Origin of the sequence: Pseudomonas laurylsulfatiphila (genome assembly GCF_002934665.1) — a bacterium.
Classification (GTDB): domain Bacteria; phylum Pseudomonadota; class Gammaproteobacteria; order Pseudomonadales; family Pseudomonadaceae; genus Aquipseudomonas; species Aquipseudomonas laurylsulfatiphila.
In genome coordinates this window covers 40,878-57,208 of sequence record NZ_NIRS01000007.1, presented here as the reverse complement: position 1 = coordinate 57,208, position 16,331 = coordinate 40,878, and the positions used below count along the sequence as shown (strand labels likewise).

Genomic DNA, 16,331 nt, shown 5'->3' with positions numbered 1-16,331 from the left:
AGTCGCCGGGCAAACACGAACCCACAAAGCCCTTCTACACTCCATTCGCAAACGCCCTAAAACACCCGTCGAATAGGCCCCCATGACGACCCTCACCGACCGTTTGAAGCAAGGTAAGGATGCACGCAAGAAGTGCTCGCGCAGTTCGCAAGCAGCCTTGGGCAATGTCGATCGCGACCCGATACCGCTGATCAAGGCGTCGAGTGAAGGACGCATCAAATCGCTGGTGGAACTGCGCTACGGGCGCATGCTGGTGTCGCCGTTCACCTTCTATCGCGGCAATGCGCTGCTGCAGGCCCACGACCTGGCGGGCACTTCGAACATGGGGCTGGTTTCGCCGATTTGTGGCGATAGCCACTTGATGAATTTCGGCGGTTTCGCAACGCCGGAACGCAACTTGCTGTTCAGCGTCAACGACTTCGATGAAGCCCATCCCGGGCCGTGGGAGTGGGACTTGAAACGCCTGGTGGCGAGTTTTCTGGTGGCCGCCCACGACTTGCGCCATGGCGAGTCGGTTGAAGAAACCATCTGCCATGAGGTGGTGAGTGCCTATCAGAAAACCATGCTCGAATGCGCCGAACAAAGTTCGCTGGAAACCTGGTACGAATCCATCAGCTATGACGACCTGCTGGCGCAGGCCAACAAAAGCACCCTGGAACACGTGGAGCGCGCTATCGCAAAAGCCGAGCGTCGCACCCATGCCGAACTACTGCCAAAAATCAGCGAACGCGATGCCCATGGGCGTCTGATCATTCGCGATGACCTGCCGGAAATTTTCCACCTGCACAAGAACACCACGCTGTTGGACGCCGATGATGACTGGTTGCGCCTCTCGGACTGGCGCCCGCTCTACGACACCTTCATGCGTGACTATCGCGGCACCCTGCAAGCGGACCGCCGTGATCTGCTGTCGCGTTTTCACGTGCAGGACATGGCCTTCAAGGTGGTGGGCGTCGGCAGTGTCGGCACCCGTTGCCTGGTGGCGCTGCTGACCGACGATCAGCAGTTCCCGTTGTTCCTGCAATTCAAGGAAGCGCGGCGCTCGGTACTCGCCGGCTACGTGAAGGCCAGGTCGCGGGTGCGGCATGAAGGGCAGCGGGTGGTCGAGGGGCAACGCTTGATGCAATCGGCCAGCGACCTGTTCCTCGGCTGGACCACCGGCCCCAGCGGGCGGCATTTCTATGTGCGGCAATTGCGCGATATGAAAATCTCCGCCGAACTCGAGACCTTCGATGGTGAAGCCTTCGCGGCCTACGGCCGGCTTTGCGGCCGGGCCCTGGCTCGCGCCCATGCCAAGTGTTCCGGGCAGGCGGCGGTGATCAGCGGCTACATCGGCAAGAGCGACGCACTGGCCGACGCGCTTTATAAATACGCCCAGGGCTATACCGAGCAGAACGAGCGCGATTTCGAGCGCTTCCAGCAAGCCTGCCGCAAGGGCCGTTTACGTGCACGGTCGGAAGCCGACTTTGCCGCGGATCATTTGCCGTAGCGGTGTCGCAGGCTCTGGTGCGGGGCTTTGATCGAGATGAATTTTTCTTCACCCCCCACTCTCGCGCCAGCCTGTACATTTCGCTCGCTCATTCAAGAAACTACGGTTTGCCCGCCCTCCCGCGGGCTTTTTTTTGGGCTTTAACTGGTTTTTTCGACTCTTGCCAGCGATGGTCGTCAACGATAACGCGTGTGAACCGGATAAACGCGGCGCACTTGAGTCCATCGCCAGCAGGCTGGCTCCTACAGTTTCAGCGTGGGCATGGCCCCTTGTGGGAGCTGGCTTGTCGGGTCGCCGCATCGCAGCGATGGTCGTTAACGATTACGCGTGTGAACTGGATGAACGCGGCGCACTTGAGTCCATCGCCAGCAGGCTGGCTCCTACAATTCCCCGGCTACGCCCACTCAATTCACTGGCTGACTCTGAGCCACCGGCACCGGTTGTTGCGCTTTGGAGAGCACCGGCTGTTCCAGCCTCGCTCGCCCGTAAAACGCCAGTGCCGTCAGCAAACACGCCAGCCACACAAAGATCCCGGCCCAGAAGGTGTGGGACATGTAGTGCCAGCCTTGCAGCACCCGCGTTGTGCCATAGATGAAACCGAGGGTCAGCGAGCCGTACATGATCGCCTTGGAATAGCGCCAGCGATAACGGCGAGCCACGAAGTACAACGCCAGCATGGTGAAACCGCCCGAGGCATGTCCGCCCGGCCAGCAGCGCCCCGGACCGGCAACTTTCAGCAGGTCGAAATTCTCATACCACTCGACGTGCTCCATTTTGCCGCCGTACAGGGTGGTTTCGATCGGGCAATACACGCTGGTGTGGCCCTTGAGGTAGTGAATGACCCCGGTGCTGATGGAGAACGCGAACACGACGTAGAGAAAATCGCGACGGTGGCGGGTGGCAAAGCGCAGCACCGGTGCAACTTTGATTTTTTCCAGGAAGGCGATGATTTTCGAATGCTTTTCAGCCTTCAGGCGCGGCCAGAGAAACGACAGCAAGGCACCGATAATCGCAATTTCGCCGGTCCAGTTCGGGATGATCCGCGCCCATTTGTGGGTAATTTTCTCGAACAGGTGGACCTGGTCCAACGGGTATGTCTGCGTCACCGGATCAAAAAAGTAATTGTTGAAGGCGATGTCGATGCTGGTCATGTCGAACATCAGGAACACCACGACCGCGCAGGCCAGCGGAATACCAAAATTCACCCAGTAAAAGCGGTAGCGAGAGGCGGTCAGCATTGTGAACCCTGATTCAGAAAGAGGAAGGAAAAACTCAATGGGTGCTCACCGAGCTCCAGTCGGAAGCTTCGATAAAGCCAAGCATGCGCGGAGTCTGCGGGGTTTCGGCGGAAATAAACAGTGAAGCACCATAACCCAGGGTCGAAGGCGGTAAATTGAGCTCTTTTTCCAGTTGCTCCATGCACTCGCTGTGGGTCACCAGAACCAGGTTACGCCCGGCCACCTTATGCGCAAGCGCGTCACGCAGCATGGTGCCCTTGCAACTGATCAGCCAGTCCTCTCCCGTGCCAACCTTGTTGAACATGAAGTTGGCCGTCTGAGCCGTACGCAGGATCGGGCTGTGATAGATGTCGGCCTTGCCCAGGCCAAGGTGTTTGAACTGCGCCCCGAGGCTCTGGGCAATACTGCGAGAGCGCTCGGTAATGCCATCGTTGCCAACCAGGCAAGGCGCCGAGGAGTGATCGCAGCGCTCGACGTGGCGCACCAGCACGATCACGTCACCCTTGGCCCATCCCGTCATCAAAGCCTGTGCACCGGCCACATTGCCGTGAGCCAGGTCCGGTGCAGTGGCGGGACGCAGCAAAAAAAAGGTCAACGGAATCACCAGCAGCGCCGAGGCCAACACCACCGCAGCGTTGCGATAGCGGGCGAAGCGCTTCAGATCTATCGAGCGTTTTATCCCGAAAAGACTCAGTCTTAGTTCCACATCAAGCCGCCTCGCCGGCACGCACCACCTCATTAGATCCCGAGAGGTTAAAGAAGCGTGCGTTGGTGGCAGGTGAAACACATGTGAAAAAAAGCTTAAAAACACTGTAAAAATCTTGTTACAGAATCCGTTTGGAAAAATCCTTTCAGCTCCCGCCATTGCTGCCGATACATCCTGCTTACACAGCTTGGCGGCCCCCAAAAAAAACAATCTTCCAGCCAACCGACGAAAAAGAAGCACTACGTTCCTGGAGGAATTTGATGAATAGCTGGTTCGGCAACATCAGCGTGAACCTGAAACTGGGCCTTGGATTTGGCCTCGTGCTGGCACTGACCTGCGTCCTCGCCCTGACCGGCTGGACCAGCCTGGGCGGGTTGATCGACCGCAGTAACTGGATGAGCGATATCACCCAGCTCAACGCCGGCCTGACCAAGCTGCGCGTGGTTCGCCTGCAATACATGCTGACCAACGGCGACGAAACCGCCGCGCAGGGCGTGCAGACCACCCTCGACGCCTTCTCGGCCCAGCAACAGGCCCTGCTGGCGAAGTTCAAGAGCCCGGAAAACCTCAAGCTGCTCCGGGAGCAGGGCACCGTGATCGACGCCTACAGGACGTCCCTGGGCAAAATGCGCAACGCTTATCGCGCCGGCAACAGCGCCCGCGACGCCATGAGCGTCAACGCCGAAACCGCCAACGCGCTGATCAATGACATCAACACCCGCGTGCAGCAAATGCCGCTGAGCGACCAGCGCTTCGAACAGTTCCAGGCCATTACAACAGCCAAGGAAGCGTTCCTGTTGGCGCGTTACGAAGTACGTGGTTACACCGCCACCACCAATACCGAAACCGAGCAAAAAGCGGTCAGCCAACTGGACGCCGCCATCGCCAGCCTGAAACCGCTGAACGCGCATTTCGCCGACACCCAGCAAGACGCCCTGCGTCAGCTGGAAACCGCGCTGGGCAACTACCGCAGCGCCTTGCAGGCCTACAAGGCCGCCAGCAATGACGCGGTGCAGGCGCGCAAGGAAATGACCGACCAGGGCGCCGCCATCGTGTCCCAGAGCGATCAGCTGTATCAGATCCAGCTTGACCGCCGGGACGCCGAAAGCGCCCGGGCGCGCACGCTGCAACTGATCAGCACGCTGCTGGCATTGTTGGTGGGCATCATTGCCGCCGTGGTCATCACGCGCCAGATCACCCGTCCGTTGCGCGAAACCCTGGCAGTGGTCGACCGCATCGCCAGCGGCGATCTGTCCCAGAACGTGCTGGTCACCCGTCGTGACGAACTCGGCGTGTTGCAGCAAGGCATCGCACGTATGGGCGTGACCCTGCGCGACTTGATCAGCGGCATCCGCGACGGCGTAACCCAGATCGCCAGCGCCGCCGAGGAGCTGTCGGCCGTGACCGAACAGACCAGCGCCGGGGTCAACAGCCAGAAAGTCGAGACCGATCAGGTCGCGACCGCCATGCACGAGATGACCGCCACCGTGCAGGAAGTCGCGCGCAACGCCGAAGAAGCTTCGCAAGCCGCTGCAGCGGCGGACGGCGAAGCCCGTGAAGGCGACAAAGTGGTCAACGAAGCCATCGCCCAGATCGAGCGCCTGGCCAGCGAAGTGGTGCGCTCCACCGAGGCCATGAGCGTGCTGCAACAGGAAAGCGACAAGATCGGCAGCGTCATGGACGTGATCAAGGCCGTGGCCGAGCAGACCAACCTGCTGGCGCTCAACGCCGCCATCGAAGCGGCCCGCGCCGGTGAAGCCGGTCGTGGTTTTGCCGTAGTAGCCGACGAGGTCCGCGGCCTGGCCCAACGCACGCAGAAATCCACCGAGGAAATCGAAGGCCTGGTGGCCGGCCTGCAGAACGGCACGCAACAAGTGTCCGCCGTGATGAACAACAGCCGCGTCCTCACCGACAGCAGCGTGGCCCTGACCCGCAAGGCCGGCGAGTCACTGGAGAGCATCACCCGCACGGTGTCCAACATCCAGTCGATGAACCAGCAGATCGCCGCTGCGGCCGAACAGCAAAGCGCCGTGGCCGAGGAGATCAGTCGCAGCATCATAAACGTGCGCGATGTGTCGGAGCAGACGGCTGCGGCGAGCGATGAGACTGCCAAGTCCAGCGTTGAGCTGGCGCGGTTGGGTGGTCAATTGCAGCAGATGGTGAGCCACTTCCGCGTGGGATGAACTCAGGCTCGCCCTGTAGGAGCGAGCTTGCTCGCGATGGTGGTCAACGTTACCGCGTGCATTCTGAATGACCGCGGCGCTGGCCAGTTCTTCGCGAGCGAGCTCGCTCCTACAGGGCAGCTCAGCTCACCCAGGGATCTATCACTTCAACACCGCTGAACTCGAAATCTCGAACATTGCGGGTGGCTATTGCCGCCCCATGGCTTCGGCAAGTGGCGGCAATTTGTGCATCTGCCATTGAAACTGCACGCCCGTTTGCTTCAGCACCCGCTGTCAGCGCTGCGTACTCAACAGCGGCATGCGCATCAAATGGCAAAATCCTGCCGGCAAAGTCCTCTTCGAACATGGCCATGGCATGGGCTTCAAGTTTTTGTTTGCGCTTGCCCGAAGGCAGGCGTGCGATGCCGTGGAGTATTTCCGCCACCGTTACCGCACTCACTGCCAGATCCATCGCCGGCTGCGCATCAACCCAGGCAAGCACCCGGGTTTCAGGCTCGACTCGCATAAACTCTGAAAGAACGTTGGTATCGAGCACTATCATTCAGAAAAATCCACCGCCGTTGCTTTCTCTGAACGCACTGGCAGATCAAGTTCGACTCCGCCCAGAGTGCTGAAACGATTGCGGATCCTGCTTCCAAGTCCACCGGCGCGATCAACCGTCGCCAAGGCCCTGCCCAGAATCAGGCGAGCCTCTTCTTCCATGGAATGTCCGTTATGAGCCGCTGTGATGCGCAGTTGCTCCTTGAGCTTCTCATCAAGGTTTCTAATTGTGATGCTGGCCATGATGCCTCCTGCAATCAATGAAATCATTGATTGCATGCTAGCACATCCTGGCAAACCAAAACCCGACAATCTTCCGAATGGCCAATATCACCGCGTCCCACGCTGGCGCAACGCCGACGGCATGAAGTACGCGTCTTCCGGCACCGGTTGGGCGAAGTCCACGGTGCCCTGCTCTTCGTTATCCAGGTTCTGCACGTAGTAACGACGCGCCTGCAGGTCATGGAACACGTCCAGCGCACTCCAGGTGGTGGGCAGGTCGTAGAAGTTTTTCAGGTAGGCCATCGACACCCGCCACAACTCCCCTCGCCCGTCATACTGATCGACCAATGCGGCGCCCCAACTGTCCTCGTCCAGAAACAGCACGCGCTTGGAATAGATATGCCGCGCGCCCGGCTTGAGCGTGCCTTCGACCACCCAGACCCTGTGCAGCTCATAACGGGTGTATTGCGGGTTGAGGTGACCCGGTGTGAGCAACTGCGCGTACTTCACCTCAGGGCTGCCGACTTTGTAGTTGTTATAGGGAATGTAGACCTCTTGCTTGCCCTTGAGCTTCCAGTCGTAGCGGTCCGGCGAGCCGTTGAACAGGTCGGTATCGTCCGCCGTGCGCAGGCCGTCGGATGAGGCGATCGGGGTGTCATACGCGAGGTTCGGCGCCCGGCGCACACGGCGTTGGCCTGCATCGTAGACCCAGGCCTGACGCGCGTCCTTGAGCTGGTCCAGGGTCTCGTGAACCAAGGCCGCACCACCCGCCAGGCGGGCCGGGCTCTTCACGAACGCCAGGTAGTAAAACAGGATGTTTTTCAGGTCGGCGAATTGCCCGCCAGGGCGGTAATAGTTGAAGAGCCCCTCCTGCTGCGAGGTCACAAGCGCGAAGCTGCCGTTGCGTTGTACCGGCGCTTCGGAGGCACGACGGACCACATAGATACCGCGATAACGGGTGATGTGGTTCCACAGTACCTCGACCCCATCCTTGGGCACCGGGAACGGCACACCGCCATAGGCTTCGGCAAAACCGGTGCCGCCATCGATAAGCTTGGCCGAGGTGGCATTCTTCAAGGTGTTGTCATACAGCCACTGCGGCGCCGAGCCAGAGCGGCGAGAGGGATAGACCGGCATCTGGAAGGTGTCGGGGTAGCTGTTGAACAGGGCAAGCTGACCCGGGCTGAGGTGGGCCTTGTACTGTTCAAGGTTGGCCTTGGTGATGGTGAACAGCGGCTTGTCCGCCGCATACGGGTCCGGGTGATGCTGGCCTGGCTTGTAGCCCGCCGGCGCCTGGGTAATGCCGCCGGTCCAGGCCGGAATGGTCCCGGCGGCGTTGCCGGCACGCTCGGCGCCCATTGGGGTCAGGGTGGTTTTCAGTTGTTCGGCCAGCTGTGGCGTGACCGCGGCCAGCGCGCTGCCGGCGGCCAGGCTCAGGAACAGCGCCAGCGTGGTCTTGGTCAGTCGTGAAGTGTGAAACATGATCGTTCTCCGAAAAAATCCAGCAGGTCTGCAAAACACAGCAGATCCCCTGTAGGAGCGAGCCTGCTCGCGATAGCGGTGTGTCAGCCAACATCAACTTCGACAGAAAGTCCGTCATCGCGAGCAGGCTCACTCCTACAGGGGGATGAGTTGGAACTCACAAGAAGTACTTGAGGTTGAAGCCGACGTTGTCGCGGTCACGCAAGCCGTTGTCCTGCCCGCCGCCATAGAACTCGGTGTATTGCAGCTCGGCCTCCAGCTTGTTCTGGTAGTTGGCCTTGATCCCCAGGGTGTAGGCCTTGCGGCCCTCGATGACGTTGCCCGCCTGATAGCTGTTGCCCTCGAAGTCATCCTTGTAGACGACATAGGGCGAGACGTTGACCCCGGCATACACGTCGTTCCAGGTGCCGTTGAGCATCGCGGTGTAGCTGTAGGAGTTGCGGTTGACCTGGTCGTCGCGCTCACCACCGGACACATAGGAAAAGTTACCGGTGCCCGCGTAGTAACGGTTGCTGCCGTCATACGCGGTGTATTGCAGGCTGCTGCCGCGCAGGTGCTCGGACGCCAGCTCGAATACGCCGAACATCGAGTCGAATGACAGGCTCGGGCCAAAGTTGTAAATGGTGCCCAGGGAAGTGTTGAACGCTTCAACCCGCTCAGCGTTATTGATCTGACTGTCGAGCGTGACCTGCTGCCCGCCGATGTTGATGGTCTGGCCAGCTGCCGCAGCGGCGGCGCCGTTGGCCAGGTCGCCGATCAGGTCGTTGGTGGCGGCGACCCCGATGGGCAGGTTCGGCCGATACGCCACTTCACCGAACACCGACGCCTGGCCCAGGGTGGTGTTGAAACTGAAGCCATACATGCGGATGTCTTCGGCATAACGCCGGTGCGCCTGAATATTGCCCAGCACATCCACGGTCGCCAGGCCGTTGGCCAACTGCCCTGCCTGGCTGCCAGCGACACCGGTCAACAGGTTGGTCAGTGCATTCATGTCGATGCCCTGGTACCCGCCCAGATCGGCGGATATGGTCGGTTCCTTGGCGTGGTAGTTGACCATGTACAACCCGAACTCGGTGCTGTTGAGTGCTTCTGCGATGTAGCGAAAAGCGAAACCGAACTGGCCGTCGTTGCGCGCGTTGAAATCCTTGCCGATCGTGGCCACCTTGACGGTGTTGCCAAAGGTCGGGGTGACCCCGTTGGCGTACAGGCCGGTGGTGCTCAGGGCCTGGTTGAGCAGCGGGTTGTTGCCCAGTGCGCTGTACAGATCGATCACGTTGCCGAAGCCTGGCACCGGAGTGTCCAGCGCGGTACCGCTGAAGTTGTTGTAGGCGGTGTTGCCGCCGTCGGCGAACAGGTCCGTCTGCGAGTAGAACGTGCCGACCGGGTCGATGCGGGTTTCCTTCCAGTTGGTCTGGTAAAAGCTTTCCATAGTCAGGCTGTCGGTCAGGCCGATGTTGAAGCTGAGCGCTTCCACCGGGACCAGCACTTCCTTGACCTCGGCACCGGGCAAACGGTACTTGGCCGCATCCACCGGGTTGGTGGTGTTGATCCCGCCACGGTAGAAAATCCCTTCGCCCCAGTTGAACACCTGGCGCCCGACACGTGCGGTGACCGGCATCTGCGCGACGTCCCAGTTGCCATAGAGGTAGGCGTCGAGCAACTCCACCCGGCTGCCGGCGATATCGCGGGTCTGGCTGGTGAAATGGTCGTCCTGGGGGAAACTCTGACTGGGTTGCGACGGGTTGTTGTTGCCGTAGTAATCGTTGCGCTTGTCCATCAGTTGGGTGTCATAGAACGCGGTACCGCGCACGAACATCCCGTAGTTCTGATAGTTGGCTTCGAGCTCCGAGGTGATCTTGTACACCTCGGAAACCAGCCCGGTGTCGAAGTTGCGATTGCCGTCGTTGGTGTTGACGTCGTCGTTGTTCTTGTCCCGGCCCTGGACCCGCCAAAAGCGGCCATAAGACAAGGTACTGTCGAATGAACCGGTGACCTGGTTGTCCAGCACGCTGAACTCCTCGGCCTGCACGCCGTCGACCGCGCACAGTTGCAGCAGCCCTGCCAGGCCCACGCCGGGAAGCGCCGCGCCAGACAGGCGAAATCGAGTGCTCATGATCTGTTCCTCTTTCCCTGGATTTATTGTTTTTGTGTGCGTTACTGCGAGGGTTCGGGCGCCAATCCCGCACCGGCATAAATCCGGCTGTGCGCGCCAAAATGTCCCAGCAGTTTGAACAACTGTCGGTTAAGTGCCGGATGGTCGAAGTCTTCGCGCTGCAGCTGATTACCGCGGCTGAAATCGCCGGTGATCGGTGCTGTGTCCAGCCATTGGCCGATGGCTTCATCGAACGCTGCGGACGCGTCGACGGACTCGGCACTCACCACTTCGCGCAGGTAGTCCACCGAGTACGGCGGGTAACGGGCGTCCTGGGCAGAATCGGCATAGGCGTCGAGCATCGGATGGGGCTGGCCCGTGCGCAGCAAACGACGCAACCAGCTCGACTGATACTTCTCTACTTCCATGTGCCGGGTCGCAACGTGCTCGATGGATGCCTGCTTGTCGGCCGCGAAACCGGCCAGTGCCTTGCCTTCCAGCAGAAGAAGACTGGCGAGGTCGACACCGGGCAATGGCTTGGCGTGATAAGGCTGGGTCAGGTCCTGAATGTGGTGCAGGCCCCAGCCGAGAAAGCGATAACCCCAATAAGGATGGCCGGAGGCAAAGGCCAGTCGCGCCAATCCCATGTATTGATAGGCGCGCCAGTCGGGCCAACTGCGTTCAAGAAATCCGGCAGCGGCGTACACCACCGGGCTCTCATGGAAGAACCCCATGTGGAACGGCGCCTGGGAGCTGTACTGAAACCGCGCGTCACCGAAGGGCTGCGGGCCGAAGCCGTACAGCGCGCCGACGTCGCCGGGGTTGTCGCTGAACAGGTTGATGTCGTGGCCGTAATCAGGCTCATCGGCGGCACTGGCCAACACGGCCAGGGGCGCGACTTGTTCGTGGTCAGCTACGACGATGAAGCGCTGGCGATTCCACGGTGACAGGGTCTGCTCGACCATGACCTGCTCGGCCTTGAGGTGCTCACGTTCGGGCAGATCCTTGCCCGGCATCGGCTGGATGACCATCGCCAGATGAATCTGTGGATTGATGCGCAGTGCGGTGAGGAAGTCGTGGCGCAGATTGTCCCCAGGCACGGCTGGCAATCGCAGGTTGTCGGGGCGCGGCGGGTACTGGGCGAAGTGCTCGCGGGCGAAGCGCTCCTGCTCGTCGAGCAACGCGCTCACCGCCTCGTATTGTTGCGAGAGAAACTGTTCCAAAGGCTCGACGTCGACCTGCGGTGCGTCGCGCAAGGCCGGCAGGTCCTGCAACGCCAGGTAGCTGCCCACCGTATGGTTGGACCAGCCCCACGCCATCGGCGCCGTTCCACAAAGCAGCAACAGGAGGAATGTCAGCTTCATTGCCTGGTTCTTATTGGATGTGCAGTGAGGGTTGAGCCTAACAACCGACCCTGCCCCTGACACTGTCCAATCTCACCAGAAAAGTTCTCCGATAGCGCCACATGCACGCTACCAACGGTTCCCCTGTAGGAGCTGCCGAAGGCTGCGATCTTTTGATCTTGCTTTTAAAAAATCAAAAGATCGCAGCCTTCGGCAGCTCCTACAGAGGGCGCTTTCAGGCGGGGTAACCGGTGATTTTGCGGATGCTCTGGTACAACGGCTTGAGCTGTCGATACATGCGCAGGTAGACCTCTTTGTACAGTCGCTCATAGACCTGCTGCGCCTCGGGTTGCGGCAGGAAGACCGCACCGACCCGCGTCATGGCGGCCATCGCCGTGGGGAAGTCCGCGTGCAGCCCCAGCCCCACCGCGCAGCAAATGGCCGCGCCCAGGCCGGACGCTTCGTAGACATGCGGACGCTCGGCCGGCAGGCCGAAAATGTTCGCCGTGAGTTGCATCGCGGCATCACTCTGGGAGCCACCACCGGCGACGCGCAAGCGCGTGACGCAGACCCCCGAACGTTTCTCGATCTTCTCCATGCCCTGGCGCAAGGCATACGCCAGGCCTTCGAGGATGGCCCGGTAAATGTGCGCGCGGGTATGCACGTCGCCGAAGCCGATCATCGCGCCCTTGGCTTCCACACCCGGCTCGCGGATGCCGGGCGACCAGTAGGGTTGCAGCATCAACCCCATGGAGCCCGGCGGCACGGCCTCGACCAGCGCATCGAAGAGTTGCTCAGGCTCTACGCCCTGGGCTTTGGCCTGCTGCATTTCCCGCAGGCCGAACTCGTTCTTGAACCAGCTGACCATCCAGTAGCCGCGATAGATCATCACCTCGCAGTTGAATTGATCCGGCACCGCCGACGGGTAAGGCGGAATCAACGGGACGATTTCCAGGTAGCGCGAGCGGGTGCTGGTGATCGTCGCCGTGGTGCCGTAGGACAGGCACACGGTGCTGGCGTCGACGACGCCCGAACCCACAACCTCGCAGGCCTTGTCGGCACCCGCGGCAATCAGCGGCAGCCCCTCGGGAATGCCGGTGTGGCGGCTGGCCTCGGCGCTGATGTAGCCGAGGGTTTCACCGGGCTTGTGCAGGCTCGGCAGTTGCTCGGGACGCACCGCCAGCGCCTGCCATTTCCAGTCGGTGGGTGCGGCCCATTTCAAGCGTTTGAAGTCGAAGGGCAAGTAACCGACGCAACACCCCACGGAATCGACAAAGCGCCCACAAAGACGATGAGTGAGAAACCCCGAGAGCAGCAGGAACTTGTCGGTCGCCGCCCAGACCTCAGGCTGGTGGCGGGCGATCCAGTTGGCCTCGGCCTGGGCGCGGAAATAGTCCACCGTGGCTTGCGCGCCGACCAGTTTGAACAACCAGCCCCACGGTCCTTTGATACCACCTTCGACTTCGCTCTGACGCTGATCGAGCCACAAAATGGCCGGGCGCAAAGGCTTGCCCTGGGCATCGACGTTGATCACCGTACCGCGTTGGGTGGTCAGGGACACGCCGGCAATCTGCGAGCGATCGATCCCGGTTTGCTGCCACACCTGCTGGCAGGCTTCACCTAACTTATCCCAGTAATATTCCGGGTCTTGCTCGGCCCACCCCGGTTGTGTCGAGTAATAGGCCTGCAACTCGACCTTGCCTTTGCCCAGCAGATTGCCCTGCAGGTCGAAGAGCAGCGCGCGCACGCTCTGGGTGCCATTGTCGATGGCCAACAGGTAACGCTTGTTCGGGTGGTTATCCATGGAGCTCTCTTCAATGGGCATCAATGCGTGGCATCCGGCAATCCGTGATGGCGTTGCCACAACGCACGATAACGCTGTATCTCCTGCTGCCAACGCTCATCGTCCCAGCCCAGTCGTGGCTGGCAGAGTTGGCGAATGGCCGCGAAACAATCCTCGCCGCCACGCGGCAGCAGCAGGCCCAGGCGGGTGCGACGCAGTAGCAGGTCGTCGAGATGCAGAACCATTTCCGCATCGCAGGCAACGGCCAGCTCCGCCCACAAGGTGTCCGTGCTGCCTACCGTTTCATGGCCCAATAGGGCGATCAGTTGCGCCAGCCTCGGCAGGTCACGGCCATGCCGCCCGGCCAGGCGCCGCCACTGGCTGGCGCTGAGCCCCGGTATCGCCAGCGGCGGCACAACGGCGAAAACAGGCGCGGCGTCATCATTGAAGGGCCGCTCGAGCATGCTCGCGCAGGCCCTGAGCACTTCGATCGCCTGCGGCCGAAAGGTGGTCAGCTTGCCGCCGGCCAGGGTCACGCAACCCGGCTCCTGCCACAGCACATGCTCACGGGTTTCATTCGACGGTTTGAGTTCACCCGCCACGCTGCCCACCACCGGGCGTACGCCCGACCAGGTCGACAGCACATCGGCTGCGACTACGTCAGCGCCGGGAAACTGTTGAGTGCAAGCCGCCAGCAGATAGTCGAGTTCCTCAGCGCTGATACTCGCGCTCTGGTCCAGATCCTCGCGATGATCGAGGTCCGTGGTGCCGACCACCGTGGCACCCTCCCAGGGGAAAACGAACACCGGTCGACGGTCGCGTTCATGCAGGAAGGTGAAGGCTTGTGCCACGGGCAGGCGCCAGCCCGGCAACAACAGATGACTGCCACGCAACGGGCGCAACTGACGAGGCGCATCGGGCAGGCGCAAGCGCTCGGCCCACGCGCCGGTGGCCACGGCCAACACCCCACAACGCACTGTCAGTGATCCGCCCCCCTCGCAGTCTTCGACCTGAACCCCGCAAACGCGCCCTTCCTCACGCAGCAGTTGCTGCACGCGCACGCCGTTGAGCACCACGGCGCCGTCGGCCCGGGCCTCGCCCAAAACGCGCATCACCAGGCGGGCATCATCGGTCAGCGCATCGACAAAACAGGTGCCGCCCAGCAGGTCATCTTCCTTCACCCCGGGCGCCAGATACCGCAGTTGCTGCGCGTCATGAAAGCGATGGCTGCGCCGCCCGGCCAACGCGTCATAGATGGACAGCAATCCACCCAGCACCCGCGGTCCGGGAAAACCGCCACGGTAATGCGGCATCATGAAACTCATCGGCTCGACCAGCCCCGGCGCTTCGTCCAGCAGCCTCTGGCGTTCCCGCACCGAATCGCGGGTCAGGCGCCACTGGCCCTTGGCGATGTAACGCAAGCCGCCATGGACCATTTTCGAAGAGCGGCTGGAGGTGCCCCAGGCGAAATCGCGCTGCTCCAGCAGCAGGCAACGCCACCCTCGACGCGCAGCTTCGCGCAGGATGCCGGCGCCGCTGATGCCGCCGCCGATGACGATCAGGTCCCAGGTTTCAGCCGCCAGCGTCGGCAGCACCTGCTGACGCCACGCCGCGTTCCAGTCCAGGCTCATGGCCGTCACTCCTGCAACAGCGTGCCAGGGTTCAGTCGCCCGGCCGGATCGAAGTGCCGACTCAATGCCTGCAGGGTGTCCATCGCCAGCGCGCCCTTCTCGCGCAGCAGGTACGGCGCGTGGTCCTTGCCCACGCCATGCTGGTGACTGATGGTGCCGTGGTTGTCGACGATGGTCTGGCTGGCCGCCTGCTTGAGTGCCTGCCAGCGCGCCAGGGTGGCGGGGTAATCCGCCGCCGGGCGAAACACATAGGTGGTGTAGATGCTCGATCCTTCGCCGTAGACGTGGGACAGGTGGGTGAACACGTGGACCCGTTCGCCCTGCGCCGCCAAGGCGTCACGCAAGCTGCTTTCGATGAGAGTGAGCAGGTTATCGACGTTGCTCCAGTCGGTGGCCGTCTCCAGGGTGTCGACCACGTAACCGGCGTTCCACAGGTTCTCGCGCAGGTAGGGAAAGCGGAAGCGGTTCTGCGCCCACTTCTTGCCGAGCAAGGTGCCGGTAAACACCCCGCCGAACGCCTTGAGGTGCTGCCGGGCCTGACGCAGGGACAGCGCATTTTGCCGACGGTTGCCGGTCACGCCGAACGTCAGCAGGCATTTGCCCTCACCGGCGCCGCGCAGGGCCAGGTACTTTTCCAGCCAGGCGATCTGCTGCGGATGACCGGCCAGCGCCAACTGGGTTTCGGTTTCCACCGCGTTGGACAGGCGCAGCATCGACAGCGGCACCAGCGCCTGGGCCAACTGGCGGATGGCTTGCAGCGCCTTGGGCCAATCGGGCAGGAACACCCCATAGAAACGTTCATCGGCGGGCAGTGCGCTGATCCGTACCTTGACCTCGGAAATGATCCCGAAGCGCCCCTCACAGCCCAACACCACTTCGCGCAGATCGGGGCCGGCCGCCGAGGCCGGAAAGGAGGGTATTTCCAAAGGCCCGGCAAAGGTTTCCAGGGTCCCGCCGGCGAACAATTGCTCGATCCGCCCATAACGCAATGACTGCTGGCCACTGGAGCGGCTGGCGACCCAACCGCCCAGGGTCGACAGCTCCCACGACTGCGGGAAATGCCCCAGGGTGTAACCACGGGCGCGCAACTGACTTTCCACCTGCGGGCCACTGGTGCCGGGGCCGAAGGTGGCCAGCAGGCTCTCTTCGTCGAGGTCCAGCAAGCGACTCATGCGGGCCAGGGAAACCGTCACCACCGGCCGCGCGGAACTCGGCGGGTTGATGTGACCGGCCACCGAAGTGCCGCCGCCATAGGGAATCAGGCACAGGTCCTGTTCATGGGCGAGCAGCAGTAAACGGCGGATCTGTTCAGCGCTCGTGGGATAGGCCACGGCGTCGGGATAATTGCCCAGCTCGCCCTCACGCAACGCCAGCCAGTCCGGCAGGCTCTGGCCGCGAGCATGCAGCAAACGATCATGGGCATCCACGCTGTACAGGAAGTGCTGCTGCAACCGCGACGGGGGCACGCGGGCCAATGCCGTCTCAAGCGTCGCGTCGGGCAGCGCTCGACCGTCACCTACCCGCCGGGCGAGAAAACTCGCGCCCTGGGCCGGCAGTTCGACCACCGTGGTTGCATCTCCCCAGCCGTTCCAGCGTCGCATGCGTGTGTCCTTTTGCGGTTC

Annotated in this window: 12 protein-coding genes and 1 pseudogene; 3 read left to right on the top strand and 10 right to left on the bottom strand. The window is 61.8% G+C overall.

All coding sequences use genetic code 11. The features are described from left to right. Nucleotides 1-82: 82 nt before the first annotated feature. Entirely contained in the window at nt 83-1,489 is a 1,407-nt protein-coding gene (locus CD175_RS25115; protein WP_104450862.1) for a DUF2252 domain-containing protein, read from the top strand. Between the two features lie 404 nt (nt 1,490-1,893). Here the strand turns inward: CD175_RS25115 and CD175_RS25110 are convergent, their stop codons facing one another. Then, nucleotides 1,894-2,727 (bottom strand): phosphatase PAP2 family protein, encoded by an 834-nt coding sequence (locus tag CD175_RS25110; protein ID WP_104450861.1) that lies wholly within the window; start codon nt 2,725-2,727, stop codon nt 1,894-1,896. A 34-nt stretch (nt 2,728-2,761) separates the two neighbouring features. Beyond that, the gene (gene pmrG, locus CD175_RS25105; RefSeq protein ID WP_104450860.1) at nt 2,762-3,433 is read right to left on the bottom strand and encodes a lipopolysaccharide core heptose(II)-phosphate phosphatase PmrG; all 672 of its coding nucleotides are present in this window, start codon (nt 3,431-3,433) and stop codon (nt 2,762-2,764) included. A gap of 260 nt (nt 3,434-3,693) precedes the next feature. Between pmrG and CD175_RS32165 the strand changes: the two are divergent. Then, a pseudogene (locus tag CD175_RS32165) lies at nt 3,694-4,755 on the top strand (methyl-accepting chemotaxis protein); the annotation flags it as partial. Continuing rightward, entirely contained in the window at nt 4,750-5,616 is an 867-nt protein-coding gene (locus tag CD175_RS32160) for a methyl-accepting chemotaxis protein (RefSeq protein ID WP_420849145.1), read from the top strand. The pseudogene CD175_RS32165 and the gene CD175_RS32160, both read left to right, overlap by 6 nt. Nucleotides 5,617-5,737: 121 nt before the next feature. Here the strand turns inward: CD175_RS32160 and CD175_RS25095 are convergent, their stop codons facing one another. From CD175_RS25095 to CD175_RS25055, 8 genes are all read right to left on the bottom strand, one after another. Continuing rightward, a complete protein-coding gene (locus CD175_RS25095; RefSeq protein WP_104450858.1) occupies nt 5,738-6,157 on the bottom strand; it encodes a type II toxin-antitoxin system VapC family toxin in 420 nt (139 codons plus the stop codon). Beyond that, a complete protein-coding gene (locus CD175_RS25090) occupies nt 6,154-6,399 on the bottom strand; it encodes a FitA-like ribbon-helix-helix domain-containing protein (protein ID WP_104451049.1) in 246 nt (81 codons plus the stop codon). The genes CD175_RS25095 and CD175_RS25090 overlap by 4 nt, the downstream gene beginning before the upstream one ends. 87 nt (nt 6,400-6,486) lie before the next feature. Then, the gene (locus tag CD175_RS25085; RefSeq protein WP_104451048.1) at nt 6,487-7,860 is read right to left on the bottom strand and encodes a DUF1329 domain-containing protein; all 1,374 of its coding nucleotides are present in this window, start codon (nt 7,858-7,860) and stop codon (nt 6,487-6,489) included. A gap of 157 nt (nt 7,861-8,017) precedes the next feature. Beyond that, a complete protein-coding gene (locus CD175_RS25075) occupies nt 8,018-9,973 on the bottom strand; it encodes a DUF1302 domain-containing protein (RefSeq protein WP_205886355.1) in 1,956 nt (651 codons plus the stop codon). Nucleotides 9,974-10,014: 41 nt separating this feature from the next. Further along, nucleotides 10,015-11,316, bottom strand: a complete 1,302-nt coding sequence (locus CD175_RS25070) for a phospholipase C/P1 nuclease family protein (protein WP_104450855.1) — start codon at nt 11,314-11,316, stop codon at nt 10,015-10,017. A 214-nt stretch (nt 11,317-11,530) separates the two neighbouring features. Then, nucleotides 11,531-13,099: an FGGY-family carbohydrate kinase gene (locus tag CD175_RS25065; RefSeq protein WP_104450854.1), complete on the bottom strand. Its 1,569-nt coding sequence runs from the start codon at nt 13,097-13,099 to the stop codon at nt 11,531-11,533. Between the two features lie 20 nt (nt 13,100-13,119). After that, a complete protein-coding gene (locus CD175_RS25060) occupies nt 13,120-14,709 on the bottom strand; it encodes a glycerol-3-phosphate dehydrogenase/oxidase (RefSeq protein ID WP_104450853.1) in 1,590 nt (529 codons plus the stop codon). Nucleotides 14,710-14,714: 5 nt separating this feature from the next. Continuing rightward, entirely contained in the window at nt 14,715-16,310 is a 1,596-nt protein-coding gene (locus CD175_RS25055; RefSeq protein ID WP_104450852.1) for an FAD-binding oxidoreductase, read from the bottom strand. Between the last annotated feature and the right edge of the window lie 21 nt (nt 16,311-16,331).